The organism is Micromonospora sp. NPDC049891, from assembly GCF_040660295.1.
GTDB lineage: Bacteria > Actinomycetota > Actinomycetes > Mycobacteriales > Micromonosporaceae > Micromonospora.
Map to the genome: position 1 here is coordinate 40,356 of NZ_JBFAML010000035.1, position 21,675 is coordinate 62,030.

The 21,675-nt window shown below is 71.4% G+C and carries 19 protein-coding genes; 8 read left to right on the forward strand and 11 right to left on the reverse strand.

All coding sequences use genetic code 11. The features are described from left to right. Positions 1-35: 35 nt before the first annotated feature. The 5 genes from AB0I71_RS28975 to AB0I71_RS28995 all read right to left on the reverse strand — a co-directional run bounded on the left by AB0I71_RS28975 (position 36) and on the right by AB0I71_RS28995 (position 5,531). Positions 36-947 carry a tetratricopeptide repeat protein gene (locus AB0I71_RS28975; protein WP_357589955.1) on the reverse strand — a complete coding sequence of 304 codons (912 nt, stop codon included), beginning with the start codon at positions 945-947 and terminating at the stop codon, positions 36-38. A gap of 99 nt (positions 948-1,046) precedes the next feature. After that, positions 1,047-2,735: a methylmalonyl-CoA mutase family protein gene (locus AB0I71_RS28980; protein ID WP_357589957.1), complete on the reverse strand. Its 1,689-nt coding sequence runs from the start codon at positions 2,733-2,735 to the stop codon at positions 1,047-1,049. A gap of 105 nt (positions 2,736-2,840) precedes the next feature. Next, complete coding sequence (locus AB0I71_RS28985) at positions 2,841-3,245, reverse strand: Asp23/Gls24 family envelope stress response protein (RefSeq protein ID WP_210830110.1); 405 nt, start codon at positions 3,243-3,245, stop codon at positions 2,841-2,843. Between the two features lie 85 nt (positions 3,246-3,330). Then, a complete protein-coding gene (gene meaB / locus AB0I71_RS28990; RefSeq protein ID WP_357589959.1) occupies positions 3,331-4,335 on the reverse strand; it encodes a methylmalonyl Co-A mutase-associated GTPase MeaB in 1,005 nt (334 codons plus the stop codon). Then, positions 4,332-5,531 (reverse strand): acetyl-CoA C-acetyltransferase, encoded by a 1,200-nt coding sequence (locus AB0I71_RS28995; RefSeq protein WP_357589961.1) that lies wholly within the window; start codon positions 5,529-5,531, stop codon positions 4,332-4,334. Before AB0I71_RS28995 ends, meaB begins: the two co-directional genes overlap by 4 nt. Before the next feature lie 61 nt (positions 5,532-5,592). Here AB0I71_RS28995 and mce point away from each other — a divergent pair, with 61 nt between their 5' ends. The 4 genes from mce to AB0I71_RS29015 all read left to right on the forward strand — a co-directional run bounded on the left by mce (position 5,593) and on the right by AB0I71_RS29015 (position 11,689). After that, on the forward strand, positions 5,593-6,066 hold the full coding sequence (mce, locus tag AB0I71_RS29000; protein WP_357589963.1) for a methylmalonyl-CoA epimerase: 474 nt from the start codon (positions 5,593-5,595) through the stop codon (positions 6,064-6,066). 264 nt (positions 6,067-6,330) lie between these two features. Next, positions 6,331-7,686: a crotonyl-CoA carboxylase/reductase gene (ccrA, locus tag AB0I71_RS29005; protein WP_357589991.1), complete on the forward strand. Its 1,356-nt coding sequence runs from the start codon at positions 6,331-6,333 to the stop codon at positions 7,684-7,686. A 290-nt stretch (positions 7,687-7,976) separates the two neighbouring features. After that, on the forward strand, positions 7,977-9,248 hold the full coding sequence (locus AB0I71_RS29010) for a DivIVA domain-containing protein (protein WP_357589965.1): 1,272 nt from the start codon (positions 7,977-7,979) through the stop codon (positions 9,246-9,248). A 164-nt stretch (positions 9,249-9,412) separates the two neighbouring features. After that, complete coding sequence (locus AB0I71_RS29015; RefSeq protein ID WP_357589967.1) at positions 9,413-11,689, forward strand: hypothetical protein; 2,277 nt, start codon at positions 9,413-9,415, stop codon at positions 11,687-11,689. A 268-nt stretch (positions 11,690-11,957) separates the two neighbouring features. Here AB0I71_RS29015 and AB0I71_RS29020 read toward each other — a convergent pair whose 3' ends face one another. Further along, positions 11,958-12,317, reverse strand: a complete 360-nt coding sequence (locus AB0I71_RS29020) for a hypothetical protein (RefSeq protein ID WP_357589969.1) — start codon at positions 12,315-12,317, stop codon at positions 11,958-11,960. Between the two features lie 248 nt (positions 12,318-12,565). Here AB0I71_RS29020 and AB0I71_RS29025 point away from each other — a divergent pair, with 248 nt between their 5' ends. The 3 genes from AB0I71_RS29025 (at position 12,566) to AB0I71_RS29035 (ending at position 14,997) form a co-directional block, all read left to right on the forward strand. After that, the gene (locus AB0I71_RS29025; protein WP_357589971.1) at positions 12,566-13,366 is read left to right on the forward strand and encodes a helix-turn-helix transcriptional regulator; all 801 of its coding nucleotides are present in this window, start codon (positions 12,566-12,568) and stop codon (positions 13,364-13,366) included. Then, entirely contained in the window at positions 13,357-13,539 is a 183-nt protein-coding gene (locus AB0I71_RS29030; protein ID WP_357589973.1) for a DUF397 domain-containing protein, read from the forward strand. The genes AB0I71_RS29025 and AB0I71_RS29030 overlap by 10 nt, the downstream gene beginning before the upstream one ends. Positions 13,540-13,728: 189 nt before the next feature. Continuing rightward, entirely contained in the window at positions 13,729-14,997 is a 1,269-nt protein-coding gene (locus tag AB0I71_RS29035; protein WP_357589975.1) for an AI-2E family transporter, read from the forward strand. 63 nt (positions 14,998-15,060) lie between these two features. Here the strand turns inward: AB0I71_RS29035 and AB0I71_RS29040 are convergent, their stop codons facing one another. From AB0I71_RS29040 to AB0I71_RS29060, 5 genes are all read right to left on the reverse strand, one after another. Continuing rightward, entirely contained in the window at positions 15,061-15,870 is an 810-nt protein-coding gene (locus AB0I71_RS29040) for an alpha/beta hydrolase (RefSeq protein WP_357589977.1), read from the reverse strand. Next, the gene (locus AB0I71_RS29045; RefSeq protein WP_357589993.1) at positions 15,867-16,157 is read right to left on the reverse strand and encodes a hypothetical protein; all 291 of its coding nucleotides are present in this window, start codon (positions 16,155-16,157) and stop codon (positions 15,867-15,869) included. The genes AB0I71_RS29040 and AB0I71_RS29045 overlap by 4 nt, the downstream gene beginning before the upstream one ends. A gap of 74 nt (positions 16,158-16,231) precedes the next feature. Further along, complete coding sequence (locus AB0I71_RS29050) at positions 16,232-18,016, reverse strand: 3-hydroxybutyryl-CoA dehydrogenase (protein ID WP_357589979.1); 1,785 nt, start codon at positions 18,014-18,016, stop codon at positions 16,232-16,234. Positions 18,017-18,176: 160 nt separating this feature from the next. Next, positions 18,177-19,232, reverse strand: coding sequence for an alpha/beta hydrolase (locus tag AB0I71_RS29055; RefSeq protein ID WP_357589981.1), 1,056 nt, complete (start codon positions 19,230-19,232; stop codon positions 18,177-18,179). A 120-nt stretch (positions 19,233-19,352) separates the two neighbouring features. Then, positions 19,353-19,817, reverse strand: a complete 465-nt coding sequence (locus AB0I71_RS29060) for an FHA domain-containing protein (RefSeq protein WP_357589983.1) — start codon at positions 19,815-19,817, stop codon at positions 19,353-19,355. A 254-nt stretch (positions 19,818-20,071) separates the two neighbouring features. Here AB0I71_RS29060 and AB0I71_RS29065 point away from each other — a divergent pair, with 254 nt between their 5' ends. Next, the gene (locus AB0I71_RS29065) at positions 20,072-21,568 is read left to right on the forward strand and encodes an aldehyde dehydrogenase family protein (protein WP_357589985.1); all 1,497 of its coding nucleotides are present in this window, start codon (positions 20,072-20,074) and stop codon (positions 21,566-21,568) included. The last annotated feature ends 107 nt before the right edge of the window (positions 21,569-21,675 follow it).

Here is a 21,675-nt window from a genome sequence, read left to right on the forward strand (position 1 = left end):
GGCGACACGCCGGCCCGCGCTGGCGTGGCAGGTGCTCAGAACAGGGCGCTGGCCAGGGCTCGGCGAGCCGAGGCGACTGCGGGATCCTCCGGCCCGGCGATGGCGAACAGACCGACCAGGTGCTGACGGACCTTCTCCCGGTCGTCTCCGCCGGTGCGGCGGACCAGCCCGACCAGACGCTGGTACGCCTTGTCGGCCAGGCCGCTGAGCACCTCGATGTCGGCGGCGAGCAGTTGGGCGTCGACGTCGTCGGGGTCGGCCGCCGCGGCGGTGAGCGCGGCCTGCGGGTCGGCGCCGGCCACCCGGCGGGCAAGTCCCACCTGGGCCAGCCCGGCCTCGGCCGCGGCGTCCGTCGGGGTCTCGGCGAGGATCTTCCGGTACGCCTGCTCGGCGGCGTCCAGGTCGCCACTCATCAACGCGTCGTCCGCCTCGTCGAGTCGTGGGTCCTCCGGCTCGGCCACGCTCACCCCGCCGGCCTTGAGCACAGCCTGGATCCACTGGCGCAGCTGCGCCTCGGGCACCACGCCGGAGAAGGCGTCGACGGGCTGCCCGCCGACCACCGCGTACACCATCGGGATGCCCTGGACCCGGAACATCTGCGCGAGCCGCGGGTTGGCGTCCACGTCGACCTTGGCGAGCACCCACGCGCCGCCGCCCTCCACCGCCAGCCGTTCCAGCACCGGGGAGAGCTGCTTGCAGGGCTCACACCACTCGGCCCAGAAGTCGACCACGACGGGCGTGGTCAACGAGCGCTCCAGGACCTCCGACTGGAAGGTCGCCTCGGTCACGTCGACGACTGTGACTCCGCCGACGGAACCGCCGGGTGCCCCGGCGGGCGGGCCGGCCTGTACCGGAGCCGGTGCGGAACTGGGGGCAGGGGTGCGCAGCGCGCTGAGGTCGACCGCGCCGCGGGTAAAGATCGACGAGGTGATCCGTGGGTCGCTCATGGTTATCTAGTCTCGCACGCAGTTCGCCGAACTCGGATCAGCCTCGGCCCGCACAGTTGCCACTGTCACCCCTGCCCAGCCGCCCTGGTGGGGCGAAGGTCAGAAGCGTGCGGGCTCGCGGTAAACGCCCCATTCCGCGCGCAGCGCGTCGCAGATCTCGCCGAGGGTCGCCTCCGCCCGGACGGCGTCGAGCATCGCCGGGATCATGTTCTCTCCGGTGCGGCTCGCCGCCACCATCGTCTCGATCGCGGCGTGCACCCGGGCGTCGTCCCGACCGCGCTTGCGTTCGGCGAGCATCCGGCGCTGCTCCAGCTCCACCTCGTGCGAGATGCGCAGGATCTCCAGTTCCTTGGCGACCGTGCCGGTGTGGCAGTTGACGCCGACGATCTTCTTCTCGCCCTTCTCCAGCGCCTGCTGGTACGTGAAGGCGGCCTCGGCGATCTGTCCGGTGAACCAGCCGTCCTCGATGCCACGCAGGATGCCGGAGGTCATCGGCCCGATCGCGTGCGGGCCCTCGCCGCCGAGCGCCTGGATCCGGGCGAAGATCTCCTCTGCCTCGGCCTCGATCCGGTCGGTGAGCGCCTCGACGTACCACGAGCCGCCCAGCGGGTCGGCCACGTTCGTCACCCCGATCTCCTCCATCAGGACCTGCTGCGTCCGCAGGGCGATCTCGGCGGACTCGTCGGTGGGCAGGGCGAGGGTCTCGTCCAGAGCGTTCGTGTGCAGCGAGTTGGTGCCACCGAGCACCGCGGCGAGCGCCTCGACGGCGGTGCGTACCACGTTGTTGACCGGCTGCTGGGCGGTCAGCGACACGCCTGCGGTCTGCGTGTGGAACCGCAGCCAGAGCGCCTTCTCACTGGTGGCGCCGTAGACGTCACGCAGCCAGCGCGCCCAGATCCGGCGGGCGGCACGGAACTTGGCGATCTCCTCGAAGAAGTCGACGTGCGAGTCGAAGAAGAAGCTCAGCCCGGGTGCGAAGACATTGACGTCGAGTCCCCGCGACAGGCCCAGCTCGACGTAGCCGAAGCCGTCGGCCAGGGTGTACGCCAGTTCCTGCGCGGCAGTGGAGCCGGCCTCGCGGATGTGGTACCCGGAGACCGACAGCGGCTTGTAGCGCGGGATCTCAGCCGCGCAGTACTCCATCAGGTCGCCGATCAGGCGCAGGTGCGGCTCCGGGTCGAACAGCCACTCCTTCTGCGCGATGTACTCCTTGAAGATGTCGGTCTGCAAGGTCCCGTCGAGGCTCGACAGGTCGGCGCCCTGCCGCTCGGCGGCGACCAGGTACATGCAGAACACCGGCACCGCCGGGCCGGAGATGGTCATGCTCGTGGTGACCCCGGCCAGGTCGATGCCGTCGAAGAGCACCTCCATGTCGGCGGCGCTGTCCACGGCCACCCCGCAGTGACCCACCTCGCCGAGCGACTGCGGGTCGTCGGAGTCGCGCCCCATCAGGGTGGGCATGTCGAAGGCGACCGAGAGCCCGCCACCACCGGCACCCAGGATCATCTTGTAGCGCTCGTTGGTCTGCCGGGCGTTGCCGAACCCGGCGAACTGGCGGATGGTCCAGGTCCGCCCCCGGTAGCCGGTCGGGTAGAGGCCCCGCGTGTAGGGGAACTCCCCGGGCCAGCCGATCCGCTCGAAGCCGGGGTACGCGGCACCGTCCGGCGGACCGTAGACGGGCTCGACGGGCATCCCGGAGAGCGTGGTGAAGTCGGCGTCCCGCTTGCGCGCGGAGTCGTAGCGGGCCTGCCAGCGGGCCCGCCCGGCCGCGATGTCGTCGGCGTTCATCCCCGGGCTCCTCCTCGAGTCCTCGACTGCACGTCGAGTGTAGAGCCCTTACCTGAACGATCGATAAGGCAGTTCGTACCGACCGGTAACCTGAGCTGCGCGAACTCAGCCGACGGGACCGTCGATGGCCACGTCGTCCACCCGGATGTTGATCTCGTCGACCCGCAGTCCGTACGCCTCGACCGCCCGGGTCACCTCGACCCGTACCGCCGTGGTCACCTCGGGTACCGGATGCCCCGCGTCGGTCACGATGACCAGGTTGATCACGGCCCCGCCGTTCGTCACGTGCGCCGAGCACCCCCGCCGCGCGTCGCCGACCTGGTCGAGCCCCACCCGGTCCAGCACGGCGTTGAAGAACCGGGCGATGTCGCCACCCAGCTCGACCACGCCGGGCACGGCCTTCGCCGCGGCCACCGCGATCTTCTCCACCACCTCGTCCGAGATGTGCGTACGCCCGCCCGCGACAGCGTCCGGCGTCATCGCCAACTCCTGCGTCATCTCGTGGTCCATGTATCCCCCAGCGGCCGTCGCAGCGCCCGCGCAACCGCGCGGCGGTGCGAGCCTAACCGTCCCCGGCGGTCCGCAGTGGACGCGGTCAGCCGGAGAGCTGAGCGAGCAGAGCCTCGGCGGCGGCGTACGGATCGGTCGCACCGGCCGCCACCTCGGCGGCGAGCGCCGGCAGCTGCGTACCGTCGCGCAGCGAGCCGATCCGGGCGCGGAGCACGCCGAGCGCGATCGCCTCGACCTCGGCGGCGGCCCGCGCCTCACGCCGACGCCGCAGCTCGTCGTGCTCGATCAGCCAGGCGCGGTGCTTGTCGATCGCGGCGGCGATGTCGTCGATGCCCTCGCCACGGGAGGCGGTCGCCCGCACCACCTGCGGACGCCACTGACCCGGCCCACGCTCGCCGAGGGCGATCATGCCCTGGATGTCCCGGACGGTGGCGTCGGCACCGTCCCGGTCGGCCTTGTTGACCACGAAGACGTCGGCGATCTCCAGGATGCCGGCCTTCACCGCCTGGATCGCGTCACCCATGCCCGGCGCGAGCAGCACCAGCGTGGTGTCGGCCAACGAGGCCACCTCGACCTCCGCCTGCCCGACCCCGACGGTCTCCACGAGCACCACGTCGCAGCCGGCGCCCTCCAGCACCCGCACCGCCTGCGGGGTGGCCGCCGACAGCCCACCGAGATGCCCCCGGCTGGACATCGAGCGGATGTAGACGCCCGGGTCGGTGGCATGGTCCTGCATCCGCACCCGGTCACCGAGGATCGCACCGCCGGTGAACGGGCTGGACGGGTCGATGGCCAGTACGCCGACCCGGTGGCCATGGCTGCGCAGGGCACGGACCAGCTCGTTGGTGGTGGTGGACTTGCCCACCCCCGGCGAGCCGGTCAGGCCGACCACCTGGGCCCGCCCGGCGTACGGGGCGAGTGCCGCGGCGATGGCCGGGAGGGTCTCGTCGCCCGACTCGACAAGAGTGATCAGCCGGGCGACGGCGCGCGGGTCACCGTCGCGGGCCCGTTCGACAAGCATCGGAACGTCCCGGCTGCGGCGCACCGAACCGGTGGCCGCCGCCGGGACGCGGGTGTTCGACTCGCTCACAGATCAGTTTCGGTGGGGTCGGGAACGTGGATGATCAGCGCGTCGCCCTGGCCACCGCCGCCGCAGAGCGCCGCCGCACCGGTGCCCCCGCCACGCCGCTTGAGCTCCATCGCGAGGGTGAGCACCAGCCGGGCGCCGGACATGCCGATCGGGTGGCCGAGCGCGATCGCACCGCCGTTGACGTTGACCTTGTCAGGGCTGATCCCGAGGTCACGGGTCGACTGGATCCCGACCTGGGCGAACGCCTCGTTGATCTCGATCAGGTCGAGGTCGGAGACGGTCAGCCCGCCCTTGCGCAGGGCGTGCTGGATGGCGTTGGAGGGCTGCGAGTGCAGGGAGTTGTCCGGCCCGGCCACGTTGCCGTGCGCGCCGATCTCGGCCAGCCAGGTCAGGCCGAGTTCCTTGGCCTTCGCCTTGCTCATCACGACCACGGCCGCCGCGCCGTCGGAGATCGGCGAGGAACTGCCGGCGGTGATGGTGCCTTCGGAGGTGAACGCCGGGCGGAGCTTGGCCAGGGACTCCGCGGTGGTGTCCGGTCGGATGCCCTCGTCCTCGCTGATCACCAGCGGGTCGCCCTTGCGCTGCGGGATGACCACCGGGGTGATCTCCTCGGCGAAGTGGCCGTTCTTCTGCGCGGCGGCGGCGCGCTGGTGGCTGTTGGCCGCGAACTCGTCCTGCTCCTGCCGGGTGATGCTCCGGGTGCTGCCGTGCCGCTCGGTGGACTCCCCCATCGAGCAGCAGTCCCAGGCGTCGGTCAGCCCGTCGAGCGCCATGTGGTCCTTGATCACCACATCGCCGTACTTGTAGCCGCCGCGCTGGCCGAGCAGCAGATGCGGGGCGTTCGTCATCGACTCCATCCCGCCGGCCACCACGATGTCGAACTCACCGGCCCGGATCAGCTGGTCGGCCAGGGCGATCGCGTCGAGCCCGGAGAGGCAGACCTTGTTGATGGTCAGGGCCGGTACGGACATCGGGATGCCCGCCTCGACGGCCGCCTGCCGGGCGGGGATCTGCCCGGTGCCGGCCTGGAGCACCTGACCCATGATCACGTACTGCACCTGGTCGGCTGCGACTCCCGCCCGTTCGAGCGCGGCGGCGATCGCGATGCCGCCGAGTTTCGTCGCCGGTAGGTCCTTGAGGTTGCCCAGCAGGCGCCCCATCGGGGTCCGCGCGCCGCTGACGATCACCGAAGCCATACCTGCCTCCGAGGGGGTGCCGACCTGTACGCCTTAACGATTGTTCGGCCAGACTAACGTCATGCCTGAGAACTCCCCCGTCGAGCCCGCTGCCGACTATGTCACAGACATCGGGCTGCGCCGCATCGACCATGTCGGGATCGCGGTGGCCGACCTCGACGCCGCCATCGACTTCTACCAGCGCACGTTCGGGATGCGCTGCGTACACACGGAGACCAACGCCGAGCAGGGCGTACGTGAGGCGATGCTGGCGGTCGGACCCGACACCGAGGGCGGTTGCGTGCAACTGCTCGCGCCACTGACCCCGGAGTCGACGATCGCGAAGTTCCTGGACCGCAACGGCCCGGGCGTTCAGCAGGTGGCGTACACGGTGGCCGACATCGACGCGGCCTGTGCGGCGCTGCGCGAGCGTGGCGTGCGGCTGCTCTACGCGACCCCGAAGCGCGGCACCGCCGACTCACGGATCAACTTCGTGCACCCCAAGGACGCCGGCGGCGTGCTGATCGAGCTGGTGCAACCGGCCGCGTCCCACTGACCCGGCCGCCGAGCACGGCGGACCGACCCGATGGCCGAGCACGGAGGTGCGCGCTTGCCGGAGCGAGCATGCACCTCCGCGCAGCGGCCGATGCACTTTTTCACAGGAGGCTTCCGACCCTAGCTACCGTTCAGTAACCTCCGGCCTCACAGGTAGCCCGAAGGCGCGGGATGTGTTGGCGGCCGACATGGTGATCGCCGCCGACCAGCGTCGACGATGGCACCCCCAGGCCCGCCGCTGGCGCGGCGAGAACCGGAGGTCACCGTGCAGAACATCCTCGAAGCCATCATGGCGGCGGACGGGTCGGCCGACCCGGCGCGTGAGTTGGCCGGCGTCGCCGGACTGCCGGTACCGGAGAGCTACCGGGGTGTGGTGGTCCGGGCCGAAGAGACCCGCATGTTCGACGGCATGGCCACCCGGGACAAGGACCCCCGCAAGGCGCTGCACCTGCAGGAGGTGCCGACGCCCGAACTCGGCCCGGGCGAGGCACTGGTCGCGGTGATGGCCAGCGCCATCAACTACAACACCGTCTGGACCAGCATCTTCGAGCCGCTTTCCACCTTCAGATTTCTGGAGCGGTACGGCCGCACCTCCGAGCTGGCTCGCCGGCACGACCTGCCGTACCACGTGGTCGGCTCGGACGCGGCGGGAGTGGTGCTCCGGGTCGGTGCCGGGGTGAGCCGCTGGCGCCCGGGCGACGAGGTGGTGGCCCACTGCCTGTCGGTCGAGCTGGAGGACGCGGCCGGTCACGACGACACGATGCTCGACCCGCAGCAGCGGATCTGGGGGTTCGAGACCAACTTCGGCGGCCTGGCCGAGCTGGCCGTGGTCAAGGCCAACCAGCTGATGCCCAAGCCGGCGCACCTGAGCTGGGAGGAGGCGGCCAGTCCCGGGCTTGTCAACTCGACCGCGTACCGGCAGTTGGTGTCGCACCACGGCGCGAACATGAAGCAGGGTGACGTGGTGCTGATCTGGGGCGCCTCGGGCGGCCTGGGCGGCTACGCCACCCAGATGGCCCTCAACGGTGGCGCCATCCCGGTCTGCGTCGTCTCCTCGCCGGAGAAGGCGGAGTTGTGTCGGCGGATGGGTGCCGAGCTGGTCATCGACCGCTCCGCCGAGGGCTTCCGGTTCTGGTCGGACGAGCAGACCCAGGATCCGGACGAGTGGCGCCGCTTCGGCGAGCGGATCCGCGAACTCACCGGCGGCGAGGACCCCGACATCGTCTTCGAGCACCCGGGCCGGGAGACCTTCGGCGCCAGCGTCTACGTCGCCAAGCGCGGTGGCACCATCGTCACCTGCGCCTCCACCAGCGGCTTCCTGCACCAGTACGACAACCGCTACCTCTGGATGCACCTCAAGCGCATCGTGGGCAGCCATTTCGCCAACTACCGCGAGGCGTGGGAGGCCAACCGGCTGGTGGCGCTGGGCAAGATCCACCCCACGGTGTCCCGGACGTACGCCCTGGAGCAGACCGGCCAGGCCGCGTACGAGGTGCACCGCAACGCCCACCAGGGCAAGGTCGGCGTCCGCTGTCTGGCCCCTGAGGACGGACTCGGCGTACGCGACCCCGAGCTGCGCGCCCGCCACGCCGAGGCGATCAACCGGTTCCGCGGGCGCTGACCTGACGGCCGAGGTGTCGATGGCCATTCGGTGATCGCCGATTGGCTTTCCACACAGGCGACCCGACGCCCATTCGTGCGATCGGGCGACGCGGGAAACAAAGGGCCGTGCGCCACCCCGCCACGGCCCTTTTCCACGTCACGCTCCGTGCCATCCAGCTCGCCCCGGAGCTGGCAAGATCGCATGTTGCCCCGGCGGTCGGCCCCGGCCCTGAGTTGACCATGTAATACGGGCGGCAAAGGGTGCCACGCTCTTGCGAAGCACCCCGGGGAGTCTGCCAGTATGTCCCAATGCCCCAGCAGCAGTCCTCCCCTCTCGCGTTCTTCGATAACGCGAACTCGCAGCCAGATTTCACGGTTGGCCTGCGCGGATACAACACCGGTCAGGTCGACGACTTCATCGGCCGGCTGAACGCCGCACTCAGCCAGGCCAACAAGGACCGCGCCGACGCCGAGCAGGCGCTCAACGACGCGCAGCGCCGGCTCCGGCAGTCCGAGCAGCGACTCACTGCCCTTGAGCAGAAGCTCACCGACACCAGCAAGCAGCTGGAGGAGAACAGCCGGCCCACGCTGTCCGGCCTCGGCACCCGGGTCGAGCAGATCCTCCGGCTCGCCGAGGAGCAGGCCAACGACCACCGCAACGAGGCCAAGCGCGAGTCGGAGGGGATTCTCTCCGCCGCCCGCCTCGAGGCGCGGGAGATCACCGACAAGGCGCGCGCCGAGGCGGCGGCCATGAAGGCGACCGCCGAGCGGGAGGCGGGCAACGTCCGCACCGCCGCCGAGCGCGAGGCCGCCGAGGTACGGGTCCAGGCCCGGCGCGAGGCCGACACGCTGCGCGCCGACGCGGATCGGGAGACCAAGCAGCTGCGTACGGTGACCGCGCACGAGGTCGCCGAGCTGAAGTCCACAGTGGAGCGCGAGGTGGCCACCCTGCGGGCCACCGCCGAGCGCGAGATCACCCAGCAGCGGGCCAAGGCCGCCCGCGAGGCCGAGGAGAAGCGCGCCGAGGCGACGAAGCTGCTCACCGACGCCCGCGACAAGCGCGACAAGGACCTCCAGGCCCTGGAGCTGCAGCTCGCGGAGCGGCGCGAGAAGGCCGAGCGCGAGGAGTCGGAGCGGCACGCCGCCCAGGTCGCACAGACCCAGAAGCTGGTGAACGAGGCCGAGCAGCGGGCCCGCGCCGCGCAGGACCGGGCCAAGGAGATCGAGCAGCGCGCCGAGGCCCGCCGGGTCGAGTCGGAGCGCACCGCCACCGAGACGGTGGAGAAGGCCAAGGCGCTGTCCGAGCGGACGCTGAGCGAGGCCCGCGCCGAGTCGCAGCGCCTGCTCAACGAGGCCCGTACCGAGGCCGAGCTGACCACCCAGGCGGCGCGCCGCGAGGTCGAGGACCTCACCCGTCAGAAGGACGCCGTCACCTCGCAGCTCGGGCAGATGCTCTCCGGCCTGGCCGGCATCGTTCCGGGCGTGCCCAACAACAACGCCGCCGCCGCCGCGGCCGACAAGCCGGCCGCCAAGAAGGCGGACGGGGCCGACGACAAGGTGGCCGCGGAAACCTCCAGCTGACCAGGTCCACCGGGGCATGATCCACGGCGCGGGGTGACATCGGGTGACCGGTGACACCCCGCGCCGCCCTGCGTCAGCGAAACCCTCCCCCGGGCCGTGAAGTAGCTCCCAACAGGGGCGTCCGTATCGCCCCAGGAGGGCCCGATGCGTGTGAGGATGGGAGCATGTCGCACGGCGAGGAACTGTTCGCGCTCGGCGGGGACGTGACCACGGAGCCCAGCTTCGAGTCCGCCCTGCGGGGGTACGAGAAACGACAGGTCGACCGATACGTCGCTCGTGCGGAGCACGAGATCGCCGCGCTCGCGGCCGAACGGGAACAGGCGTACACCCAGATCCACAAGCTGGCCGGTCAGGTCGAGGTGCTGCAACGCGACCTCGCCCAGGTACGCAAGCAGGTAGGGGTCGTCGACCGGGCCGCCTTCCGGCACCTCGGGCCGCGGGTGGAGCAAATCCTCACGCTGGCGGAGGAGCAGGCCGAGGACATCCTCTCCGCCGCCAACGAGGAGATCGAGGCCCGTCGAGCCGCCGCCGAGCACATCATCGAGGAGGCCCGCGTCGCGGCGGCCACCGCGCTCAAGGACTTCGAGATCGCTCTGGCCGCCCGCCGGGCGGAGGAGGAGCGGCAGGCCGCCGCCCGCCGGGCGGAGTCGGAAGCCGCCGCGAAGTCCGCGAAGGAGGAGGCCGCCCGGCTGCGCAAGTCCGCCCAGGAAGCGCTGGCCAAGGCCGAGCAGGAGGCGACCCAGCTACGGGACGCGGCCAGGGAGATCCACAGCCGGGCCCAGCAGGAGGCGACAAAGCTGCGCGACGCGGCCCGGGAGGCGCTCGCCACCGCCCAGCAGGAGGCGACCCAGCTTCGCGACGCCGCCAAAGAGGTGCACGCAAAGGCCCAGCAGGAGGCGCGTCGGCTGGTCGACCAGGCCACCGAGGCCGGCCGGGCCACCCATGCCAAGGCCCAGCAGGAGGCCAAGCAGATCATCGACGACGCCGCCGAGGCCGGCCGGGCCGCCCGCAACAAGGCCCGCCAGGAGGCCGAGCGGCTGAGCACCCAGGCGACCGAGGCGGCGAAGCGCACCCGCGCCGAAACCGAGGCGTACGCGCAGCGGATGCGCGGCGAGACCGAGGCGTACGTGCAGCACGCCCGGGCGCAGGCACAGCAGGAGCTGGGTGCCTGGCGGGCCGGGGTGGAGCAGGAGGTCAACAGCCGACGCGAGGCGGCCGACCGGGAACTGACCGAGCGCAAGGCGACCGCCGAACGCGAGTTCACCGCCCGCCGCGATCAGCTGGAGAAGCAGTACAAGACCCGAAGCGCCGAGCTGGACGAGCGGATCCGCGCCCGCACCGCCGAGCTGGAGTCCGGTTTCGAGAACCGCCGGTCCCAGTTGGAGTCGGAGTACACCGCGCGGAAGAACGAGATCGAGCAGGGCGCCGACCAGATCCGCCAGGCCGCCGAGCAGGAGGCCGCCACGGTGCGTGGGCGGGCCGAGGAGCAGGCCGGTGAGCTGCTGCGCCAGGCCGAGATCGAGTCGGCCGCGAAGCGGCGCGAAGCCGACGAGTACGTCACCGCCGTCCGGCGCGAGGCCGACGAGTACGCGGCCAGCACCCACCGCGACGCCGACCAGTACGCCGACACGACCCGACGCGAGGCGGACGAGCACGTCACCGCCGTGCGGCGTGAGGCGGACGAGCACGTCGCCGCGTCCCGCCGCCAGTTCGAGGAGTACGCGGCCACCACCCAGCAGCACCTGGCCACCACCCAGCAGCATCTCGCCGCCACGCAGCAGGAGGCCGCGGCCGGCCGGCAGCAGCTCGCCCAGGTGATGCTGGAGATCGCCAAGGCCCAACAGCAGCTCGCCGACCTGCGCCAGGAGACGTGGAAGTCCCGGCAGGAGTCCGACGAGCTGGAGCGCAAGCTGCTCGGCCTGCGGCTACAGGCCGCAACGGCTCCCGACGGCGCAGCCGCACCCGCAGCTGCGGTCGCCGGCCCGTCCACGAACGGGACACGCCCCACCGGCGTCTCAGCGAACGGCGCTCAACCCGCCGGAGACAAACTGGCAGTCGCCCCGTCCAGCAGCGGCGACAGCGACGGCCCGGCCGGAGACAAGTTGACGGTCGCCCCGTCCGGCAGCGGTGCCAGCGACGGCCCGGCCGGTGACCGTCCGAGCGGTGACGATGCCGGGCCGGCGACGAAGCCGGTGGCGGAACCGGTCACCACTGTCGAGGACCCCTCGCCGACCCGGCCGGCGGCCGAACCGACGAGCGTCGACGGCGGCACCGCGAGCGAGGGCCTGGACGGCGAGCCGACGGTGGCGGCGGTTCCCGGCGAGGGCGGCCGAGGCGCCACCCCCACGAAGATCACCAGTACCGGCGAGAACGGCAAGCGCCCGACCAAACCGACAACGGACGAGCGCAGCGCCAAGCCCAGCAAGGTCACCTCCGACTGACGCCCCAACCCCAGCGGCGAGCCGCCACGGGGCGGGTCCGAGATGACGTTGGCGAGGACGCTGGTTGGGGATCGGCTGGTCCCCGACCTGTCGAGCTGAGAGCGTCGGCGCATCGAAACCGCCCACCGACGGCATTGAGCACGCTGGCCCTTGCCCACCAAGAGCCGCCAGCGCCGAGCCGCCAGCGCCAGCGCCAGCGCCAGCGCCAGCGCCAGCGCCAGCGCCAGCGCCAGCGCCGATCATGCAGTTGTGGTCGTTGATTTGTCCGCTACAGCCCAGTTTTTCGCGACCACAACTGCATGATCGGCGGGCCGGAGGGGGCGGTGGCGGGTCTGGTCCAGGCGAGGAAGCGGGAGAAGAGGGCCGGTGGCGTGGGGGCGTCGTGGGGGTTCAGGTGGTACAGGTCGCGCATGGCCTCGCACATCAGGCCCGCGAGGTAGATCGGCAGACCGGTCCGGTTGTGTTCGTACTCCACCCGAAGCAGCAGCCGCGCCTCCCCGCAGGGCCAGGGTTGCCCGTCGGTACGGCAGCACCAGGTTGGCCGCAACGGGGTGTGTGACGGCCGAGCTGGTCCGGCCGCGCGCTCTTTGAACACATCAAGCTCCGGCGAGGAAGGCTCTGGGTACATCTGTTGTCGCCAGAGCAGCAACAGATGTACCCAGAGCGGGCTGGGTGGGGCCGCCCGCGGGGGATGCGGGCGGCCCCGCCTGAACTCGCCCGCGCCCTCCGGGCCACGAACGAATCCGGCATGGCTGACAGTTTGGTGACGGGACCACTACTGTCGGAAGGCATCGAGGCTGGTGGTGGCCCTGGTGCGGGGGCGGGATGCCGCCGAGGTATGCCGAGCGATTCTCGGCGGGTGATTGTGGAGGCAGTGTGGAGCAGACGACGGCGGATCTGATCCGGTCACAGCTACGCCGGCTGCGGGTCGCCGCCGGGCACAGCCAGGAGGAGTTCGGCAAACTTGTGCACTACTCGGCGTCCATGGTCTCCGCCGTCGAGACCGGCTCCCGGCCGTACGATCGTCAGCTCCTGGCCCGGGCCGACGAGGTGCTGACCTCCGGCGGGTTGCTGGCGTCGCTGCTGCGGATCGCCGAGCGGGAGGGGCAGCCGTCCTGGTTCCTGCCCTGGCTGGACGCCGAACGCCAGGCACGGCAGCTCCGGGTCTTCCAGCCCACGCTGGTGCCAGCGCTGCTCCAGACCGAGGGCTACGCCCGCGCGGTGATCCGCTGCGACGACCTGCTCAGCGACGAGGAGGTGGAGCAGCGGGTGGCCGCCCGGCTGGACCGGCAGGCCATCCTCGACCGGCCCGACCCGCCGCAGCTCATCGCGGTTGTCGACGAGGCGATCCTGCACCGACGGGACCAGCGTTTTCAGGCGCTCATGGCACACCAGATCGAGCACCTGATCGCCTGCGCCGAGCGACCGACAGTCAGTGTCCACGTCGTACCGCTGAGTGTCGGGCTGCACGTCGGCCTCTACGGGTCGTTCTCGTTGGCCCGGAACGTGGACGGTGGCTGGGTGGCGAGCCAGGAGACCCAACTGACCGCCTCACCGACCGACAACGAGGCGAATCTGGCTACCCTGTTGGCGCGCTGGGAGACGGTGCGCAACGAGGCACTGTCCCGCCAGCAGTCGATCGAACTCCTCAACGAAATGGTGAAGTCATGGCCCTGACCGGCGCGACCTGGCGCACCTCCACCCGCAGCGGAAGCACCGACTGCGTGGAGGTGGCCGACAACCTGCCCGGCGTGGTGGCCGTCCGGGACAGCAAGGACCGGCGGGGCCCGGTGCTCGCGTTCACCCCGTCGACCTGGCGGTCCTTCGTCGACAAGCTCAAGCGGGCATGATCAGCTGCACCGGCCCGCACTGAACCACCCACGCGCTCAGCTCGACAGCGTGCCCGCACCACCACTCGGGTCGGCGCAGGCGGCTCGCCGCCAGCACACCCGCACCACGAACTCGGGTCGGCGCAGGCGGCTCGCCGGCTGGGGCAGCACGATCCGGCGGCACCGCCGGAACACCGACGGGGAGACCGGATGGCACAGCACGAGCCCGACGAGGCCGAGCCGAGGCCGGCCGCGCCCGACCAGCATGAGCCGGAACAGCCCAGAACAGGTCGAGGTGATACGGCTCAGGCCCGGGAGGCGACGCCGCCTGGCGCGGGGGCGGCAGGCTCCGACGGGGGTACGAAGAACACGGTGCCCGCCGGGGAGACCGCAACGGCCGGTGGGACGCAGCGTCCGGAGGGGACGGAGGGCAGTCGCTTCGGCACCCCCGGGCGTCCGCTGAGGCGCAACAGCTTCCTTGTCGGATTCACCGGGGCACTCGGCGTGCTGCTCGCGTACGCGGTCTATCTGGGGATACGCAACGCCGCAGGGATCCTGGTCCTGGTGGTGATCGCGCTCTTCCTCGCAGTGGGCCTGCACCCGGTGGTGGTCCGCCTGCGGTCCTGGGGTTTTCCGCGCGGGTTGGCCGTGGCGGCCGTCGTGCTGATCGTGGTGGCGCTGCTCGCCGCCGGGGTGCTGGCGCTGGTACCGCCGATCGTGACCCAGTCCGGGCAGTTCATCGAGCAGTTGCCGAGCTACCTGGAGTCGCTACGCCGCAACGAGACGGTGAACGACCTGGTCGAGCAGTTCGACCTGATGCGCCGCGCCCAGGAGGCGGCCAGCGCGGACGTGGTGGGCCGGGCGTTGGGCGGGGTGCTCGGCGGCGCCCAGCTGGTCTTCGGCACCGTCTTCCGGGTGCTGACCGTGCTGGTGCTGACCATCTACTTCCTGGTCTACTTCGATCGGCTCCGCGACCTCACCTACGCGTTGGTGCCGCGCTCCCGTCGCCAGCGGGTGCAACTCATCGGTGACGAGATCCTGACGAAGGTCGGGGCGTACATGGTCGGCGCACTCGCCATCGCGGTGCTGGCCGGCGCGAGCACCTTCGTGTTCGCGTTGATCGTCGGCCTGCCGTACCCGTTCGCGCTGGCGGTGGTCGTCGCGGTGACCGACCTCATCCCGCAGATCGGCGCCACCCTGGGTGCCGTGATCGTCAGCCTGGTCGGCTTCGCCACCGACCCTTCGGTCGGCATCGCCTGCGTGGTCTTCTTCGTGATCTACCAGCAGATCGAGAACTACCTCATCTACCCCAAGATCATGCGGCGTTCGGTGCAGGTCAACGAGGTCGCCGCGCTTGTCGCCGCGCTGCTCGGGGTGTCGCTGGTGGGGGTGATCGGCGCACTGATCGCCATCCCGACGGTGGCCGCCATCCAGCTCATCCTCCGCGAGGTGGTTCTCCCCCGCCAGGATGCCCGCTGACCTGCCGACCCGAGGCAGGCCAGCGACCGGCGGACCCCGGTCGGCCCGGCGCTGAGACGGATCTCAGTCGGCCTGGCGCTGCGGTGGGCCCGAAACCGGGGTGTCGGCGAACGCGGCGACCGTCCGGTCGGCGTACGCGCTGGCGTCGCCGGTCTCCATCGGGCCGTCCCAGGTGGTCGGCAGCGGCACCGGCACCGCGGGGTTGACTCGCCGGACCACCTCGTCCAGCACGGTCTCGGCGTCGCCGACCCAGAGGTGCTTGGCACCGGGTACGCCGACGACCTCGGCCTGGGGCACCGCCGCGAACTGTTCCCGGGCCTGCTCCGGGCGCAGGTAGTCGTCGAACTCCGGCACCAGCGCGGTGAGCGGCTTGCCCGACTCGGCCCACTGGGCGAGGTCTGACCGCCCGGAGTAGCGCAGCGGCGGGGAGAGCAGGATCGCGCCGGTCACCGCCGGGTCGCAGCCGTACCGCAGCGCCAGGTCGGTGCCGAACGACCAGCCCAGCAGCCAGACGTTCGGCAGCTCGTGGAACTCGGCGTACTCGATGGCGGCGGCGACGTCGAAGCGCTCGCCGACGGCGGAGTCGAAGCTGCCCTCGCTGGTGCCGCGCACGCTGCTGGTACCCCGGGTGTTGAACCTGAGCACGGCCAGGTCAGCCAGGGCGGGCAGTCGCCAGGCGGCCTTGCGGAACACGTGGCTGTCCATCATCCCGCCGTGGGTGGGCAGCGGGTGCAGGCAGACCAGGGTCGCGGCCGGTTCCCGGTCGACGGGGCGGGCCAGCTCGCCGACCAACCGCAGGTCATCCGCGGTGTGCAGCTCGATGTCCTCCCGGTGCCCCGGCAGAATCGAGGAGGCACGGATCGGTGTGCTCATGCTTCCAGTCTCCCGTTCCGACGGCCGCGCTGGATCACCGGGGTCCGTCGGTCGCGGGCACGCCAGCAGCCGGTGTGCCAGTGCCGCCGGTCGGTCAGGTCGCCCCGGCCGTCCGCCGGCCAGGCCACCACGTGCGCCACGCCGGGCCGGATCTCCTGGTCGCAGCCGGGGCAGCGGTACGTCTTGGTGGACGCGCCGCCGCTGATGCCGCGTACCTGCCACTCGCCGTCCCGCCACTGTTGGACCGCGGCGACGCCGTGCCGGGCGCGCTCGGCGTCGAGGCGCACCGCGTCGTCACGGCGGGGACGGTTACGACGGGGACTCACGTCGTCAAGCGTACGGGCGGACAGCCGTGAGCCGGTCAGCGGCGGGTGTGGTCGCGGAAGCCGCGGCCGGTCTTGCGGCCCAGGTAGCCCGCGGTGACCAGGTGCTCCAGCAGCGGCGCCGGGGCGAAACCGGGCTCGCGCAGCTCCAGGTACAGCTCCCGCTGGATGGCCAGCGCCACGTCCAGGCCCACCACGTCGAGCAGCTCGAACGGACCCATCGGGTAGCCGCAGCCCAGCTTCATCGCGTGGTCGATGTCGTCAGTGGTGGAGTAGCTGGCCTCCAGCATCCGCACCGCGTCGTTGAGATACGGGAACAACAGCGCGTTGACGATGAAACCGGACCGGTCACCGCAGACCACACCGGTCTTGCCCAGCGTGGCACTGACGGCCTGAGCGGTGGCGATGGTCTCGGCGGAGGTCCGGATCGTCCGGACGATCTCGACCAGCGGCATCGCCGGGGCGGGGTTGAAGAAGTGCAGACCCACCACGTCGGCCGGGCGCTGGGTGGCCATCGCCACCTCGATCACCGGCAGCGAGGAGGTGGTGGTCGCCAGCACCACGCCCGGCTTGCAGATCTCGTCCAGGCTGGCGAAGAGGGCCTTCTTGACGCTGAGTTCCTCGACCACCGCCTCGACCACCAGATCGACGTCGGCCAGGTGATCCAGCGTCGCCGACCAGTTGATCCGGCCGAGTGCGGCGTCCCGGTCCGCTTCGCTGAGCCTGCCGCGGACCACGCCCTTGTTGAGCGAGGTCTGCACCGCCTCGAAGACCTTGGCCGACTGCTCCGCGCCGCGGGTCACCGAGACGACCTCGTAGCCGGCCTTGGCGAAGACCTCGATGATCCCGGTGGCCATCGTCCCGGAACCGACGATGCCAACCTTGGATACGGCCGTGTCGGTGAGCGCCGGCTCCGTCGTTGTCGGCGTCTGCTCGTCCGGTACGACCTTCGGTGAGCCAGGTCGCTCGTAGGTGTAGAAACCCCGGCCGGACTTCCGCCCGAGCAGCCCTGCGGTGACCATCTGCTTGAGCAACGGCACCGGGGCGTGCCGGCGGTCCCGGCCACCACGCCGGTACATGGTGTCCAGGATCTCGTACGCGGTGTCCAGGCCGATCAGGTCCATCAGCGCGAGCGGCCCCATGGGCAGTCCGCAGCCGAGCTTCATTGCCGCGTCGATGTCCTCGCGGGTGGCGTACCGGGACTCGAACATGTCGACGGCGTGGTTGAGGTAGCCGAAGAGCAGCGCGTTGGCGATGAACCCGGCCCGGTCGCTGATCGTCACGTCGACCTTGCCGAGTCGCTCACAGAGCGCCTCCACGTCGGCGACCACGTCGGCGGAGGTGACCACCGTGCGCACGACCTCTACCAGCTTCATCACCGGGGCCGGATTGAAGAAGTGGATGCCGACGACCTGGTTGGGGCGGGCGGTGGCCACCGAAATCTCGGTGACGCTCAGCGACGAGGTGTTGGTGGCGAGGATGGCCTCGGGCTTGCAGACACGGTCCAGCTCGGCGAAGATCCGCTGCTTCAGGTCGAGGTGCTCGGGTACCGCTTCGATCACCAGGTCCACCGAGTGCAGCGCGTCCAGCCCGACGGCGAAGGTGATCCGGGCCAGCAGGGCGTCCCGGTCGGCCTCGGCGAGCTTGCCCCGGGCCACCGCCCGGTCCGTCGAGCCGGTCAGGATCGCCTGGCCACGGTCGAGTGCGGCGTCGGAGATCTCCACGGCCACCACGTCGATGCCGTTACGGGCGAAGACTTCGACGATGCCGGCACCCATGGTGCCCAGACCCACCACACCCACGCTGGTGAACTCGCGCGCCACGACCCGGCCTCCCCTGTCGGCGACGACACGGCCGGAGATGAACGGCCGCTAAGGTTATGCGCGCGAGTCTGCCACGTGACGCACGGTTGTCGAGGCGCCGTGGCACATGTCACCGATGCCCGATTCTTCGTGCCGACCGGTACCGGGCTGCCGGCCCGGGTCAGACCGGGTCGACCCCGGCGAGGGCGAGCAGTTCCGCGACGAACTCCGCCGGGCGCTCCAGGTGCGGGCTGTGCCCGCAGCCGGACAGCGCCACCTCCCGGTAGCTTCCGCCGGCCTCGGCGTACCGGTCGAGCACCGCGCGGGTCTGCCCGATCATCGGCTGCGGCGGACACTCCTGCGGCCCGGGCCAGCCGGGCACCACGCCCAGCGCCCCGAGCTGAGCCAGGTCGAACAGCGAAGTGTCCGAGACGATCACGTCGGCGTCACCGCGGATCCAGGTGACCGGCGGCTTGGGCGTGACGGCCACCAGTTCTTCGCCGACCCGGAACCGCGCGAGCGCGTTGAGCACGCCGCGACCGCCCGGCGCGCTACCCGGCCAGTTCGGCGAGCCCACCGCGTCGCCGGGGTAGTTGTCCGTACCGGTCGCGGTGGAGAGCACGCTGTCCAGCAGCAGTTCCTCGTCGTCGCCGAGGCAGGAGGGGTCCGCCACGTACGCGGCCCGCAGCACACTGCGCGGGCTGGTCCGCGCCTCGGCGCTGCGGTCACCGGCGGCCAGCCGCGCGACGAAGTCGCCGCTCGCGGTACCCGCGCCGGAGCCAGCGAGGTCCGTCGTGGTCGCAGTGCCGGCCAGGTCGCGGGTGGCACCGAAGCCGTACGGGGACACCGGCGCCGCGAGCAGCAGCCCGGCGACCCGGTCGGGGTGGTCCACCAGCAGCCGCATCGCCACTCCGCCACCGAGGGAGTGGCCGACCACCACGGGCCGGGCGCCCCCGGCGAAGAGCGACGGCTCGTCAAGCAACGCGGCCACGTCGTCGGCGAAGTCGGTCAGGCCACGGCCGGCGTCGACCGGAGCGGTCTGCGTGGCGCCGTAGCCGCGCAGATCCGGCGCGACCACCCGCAGGGTCTCCGGCAGGCGGCGCACCAGCGGCTCCCAGAAGGCGGCCGAGGAGCAGTTGCCGTGCACGAGCAGCACCGGCACCCCGTCGACGGGTCCGGCCACCCGGACGGCCTGGGTGATGCCGTTGGCGGTGACGACCTGCTGCTGGGTCTCCATCCGGGGCATGGTGCCACGATCGGCACCGCCGGTCCATGTGGCCGGCGACCACGCGTCCAGGCCGGCATGGGTGGCCGGCACCCACCCGGCCGGACGGACGTGGTGATTGAAACTCTGCCGTCAGCGGCGGACGCCGACCACGGCTGCCGCCGGCGGTACGCCGGGCTGCCCGGGCACCACGGGCGTCGCGACCGTGACGGGCAACGGCCGGGTCGAACGCCGCTCCTGGCGGGGCAGCTCGAAGCTCAGGCCCACCGGATCGGTCCGGGCCACGCCCGGATCGAAGAATCGCAGCTCGGTACGGCCGATCCGGATCACGTCGCCGTCGCTGAGGCGGATGACCTCGGTGGCCCGGATGTCGTTCACCCAGGTGCCGTTCGTGGATCCGAGATCCACGAGCGAGGCGCCCTCGCCGGCCCGCCAGACCTCGACGTGTCGACGGCTCAGGTGCGGATCGTGCACCACGATGTCGACAGCCGGATCACGGCCGATCACCTGCGGCCGGTGCAGCAGCCGGAAGCGCCGCCCCCGCATCGGCCCGGCCGTCACCGTCAACAGTGGCATCAGTTGCGGATGTTCCTCCATGGACGTGTCAGCCCCTCCACCCGTGCGACGGTCCCGGGTCAGCGTGTCACCACCGGGTGTCCACCTCCACCAGCCAGCCGGACGCCTACCGGTAACCGTCCGGGTGCTTTGCGTTCACATCTTCCATGGCGTCCAGCGCCGGAACTACCGGGACGAACAGGAGGTTCGTCCGGTTCAACCGCCCGGACGGCCGGGAGGATTCGCCCGTTTCCCCACCCCTACCGGCGAGTAATTCTCGCGTCTAGACTTCCGCCATGACGGCTGTGCGACCCCCCGGCACCCCGACGATCCAGCACGACCACCTCATCTCGACCAGCCCGGCGTCGGGTGACGAAGCGGGACGCGTTCCGGTCGCCACCGCAGTGGACGTCGAACGCGCCGTCGAGCGGGCCCGCGCGGCCGGCCAGTGGTGGGCGGGGCTCGGCTTCACCGGGCGGCGGGAGCGGCTGCTGCGCTGGCGGCGGTTGCTCGCGCAGCGGATGGAACAGTTGGCCGGCCTGATGCACGCCGAGGGCGGCAAGCCGGTCGCCGACGCACTCGTCGAGATCGTGACGGCGGTGGAGCACGTCGACTGGGCGGCCCGTAACGCCCGGCGGGTGCTGGGTCCCCGGCGGACCCGCTCGCGACTCGTCCTGGCCGAGTTCTCGGCCCACCTGGAGTACCAGCCGCACGGCGTGGTCGGCGTGATCGGGCCGTGGAACTATCCCGTCTTCACCCCCATCGGTTCCATCGCGTACGCGATGGCGGCCGGCAACGCGGTTGTCTTCAAGCCGAGCGAGTACACCCCGGTCGTCGGTCAGTGGCTCGTCGACAGCTTCGCCGAGGTGGTGCCCGAGCACCCGGTGCTCACCGCGGTGCACGGCCTCGGCGACGTCGGCGCGGCCCTGTGCCGGGCCGGTGTCGACAAGCTCGCCTTCACCGGCTCGACCGCCACCGCGAAGAAGGTGATGGCGGCCTGCGCCGAGTCGCTGACCCCGGTACTGCTGGAGGCCGGCGGCAAGGACGCCATGATCGTGGACGCCGACGCCGACCTGGATGCCGCCGCCGAGGCCTGCGTCTGGGGAGCGATGACCAACGCCGGGCAGACCTGCATCGGCATCGAACGGGCCTACGTGGTGGAGCCGGTCTTCGACGCCTTCGTCGACAAGGTCGTCGCACGCGCCGGGCGGCTCACCGTCGGTCCCGGGGACGCCGACATCGGTCCGATCACCATGCCGAGTCAACTCGACGTCATCCGGCGGCACATCGAGGACGCGTTGGACCGTGGCGGTCGCGCGGTGCTCGGCGGCGCGGACGCGGTACGACCGCCGTACGCGCACCCGACCGTGCTGGTCGAGGTACCGGAGGACGCCGCCGCCGTACGCGAGGAGACCTTCGGACCCACCCTGACGGTCAACCGGGTCCGCACCGTCGACGAGGCGCTCGCCCGGGCCAACGCCCTGCCGTACGGGCTGGGTGGTTCGGTCTTCGGTCAGCGGCGCGCGGTCGCGATCGCCCGGCGGTTGCGCTCCGGCATGGCCTCGGTCAACTCGACGCTGACCTTCGCCGGGATGTCCACCCTGCCGTTCGGCGGGGTCGGCGAGTCCGGCTTCGGCCGCATCCACGGCGAGGACGGGCTGCGCGAGTTCGCCCGGGCCAAGGCGGTCACCCGCCGCCGGGGCCCGTCCATGCTGCCCTCGACCACGTTCGACCGCACCCCGGCCGACGTGGCCCGGCTGGTGAAGGCGGTCAAGCTGCTCTACGGCCGGTGACCGGGGCGGGACCCAGGCCGCGTTTCATAAGGCTCGCCCGAGCGAGCCGAGGCCCAGGCGGTGGTCCGGCAAGGCGGAGGTTCGTCCGGATACCGGTGTTGTATCCG

Bases quoted from the DNA above. Each gene is read 5' to 3' on its own strand.
- AB0I71_RS28975 (WP_357589955.1), bottom strand. From the start codon at position 947: ATGAGCGACCCACGGATCACCTCGTCGATCTTTACCCGCGGCGCGGTC.
- AB0I71_RS28980 (WP_357589957.1), bottom strand. From the start codon at position 2,735: ATGAACGCCGACGACATCGCGGCCGGGCGGGCCCGCTGGCAGGCCCGC.
- AB0I71_RS28985 (WP_210830110.1), bottom strand. From the start codon at position 3,245: ATGGACCACGAGATGACGCAGGAGTTGGCGATGACGCCGGACGCTGTC.
- AB0I71_RS28995 (WP_357589961.1), bottom strand. From the start codon at position 5,531: ATGGCTTCGGTGATCGTCAGCGGCGCGCGGACCCCGATGGGGCGCCTG.
- mce (WP_357589963.1), top strand. From the start codon at position 5,593: ATGCCTGAGAACTCCCCCGTCGAGCCCGCTGCCGACTATGTCACAGAC.
- AB0I71_RS29010 (WP_357589965.1), top strand. From the start codon at position 7,977: ATGCCCCAGCAGCAGTCCTCCCCTCTCGCGTTCTTCGATAACGCGAAC.
- AB0I71_RS29015 (WP_357589967.1), top strand. From the start codon at position 9,413: ATGTCGCACGGCGAGGAACTGTTCGCGCTCGGCGGGGACGTGACCACG.
- AB0I71_RS29020 (WP_357589969.1), bottom strand. From the start codon at position 12,317: ATGTACCCAGAGCCTTCCTCGCCGGAGCTTGATGTGTTCAAAGAGCGC.
- AB0I71_RS29030 (WP_357589973.1), top strand. From the start codon at position 13,357: ATGGCCCTGACCGGCGCGACCTGGCGCACCTCCACCCGCAGCGGAAGC.
- AB0I71_RS29035 (WP_357589975.1), top strand. From the start codon at position 13,729: ATGGCACAGCACGAGCCCGACGAGGCCGAGCCGAGGCCGGCCGCGCCC.
- AB0I71_RS29040 (WP_357589977.1), bottom strand. From the start codon at position 15,870: ATGAGCACACCGATCCGTGCCTCCTCGATTCTGCCGGGGCACCGGGAG.
- AB0I71_RS29055 (WP_357589981.1), bottom strand. From the start codon at position 19,232: ATGGAGACCCAGCAGCAGGTCGTCACCGCCAACGGCATCACCCAGGCC.
- AB0I71_RS29060 (WP_357589983.1), bottom strand. From the start codon at position 19,817: ATGGAGGAACATCCGCAACTGATGCCACTGTTGACGGTGACGGCCGGG.
- AB0I71_RS29065 (WP_357589985.1), top strand. From the start codon at position 20,072: ATGACGGCTGTGCGACCCCCCGGCACCCCGACGATCCAGCACGACCAC.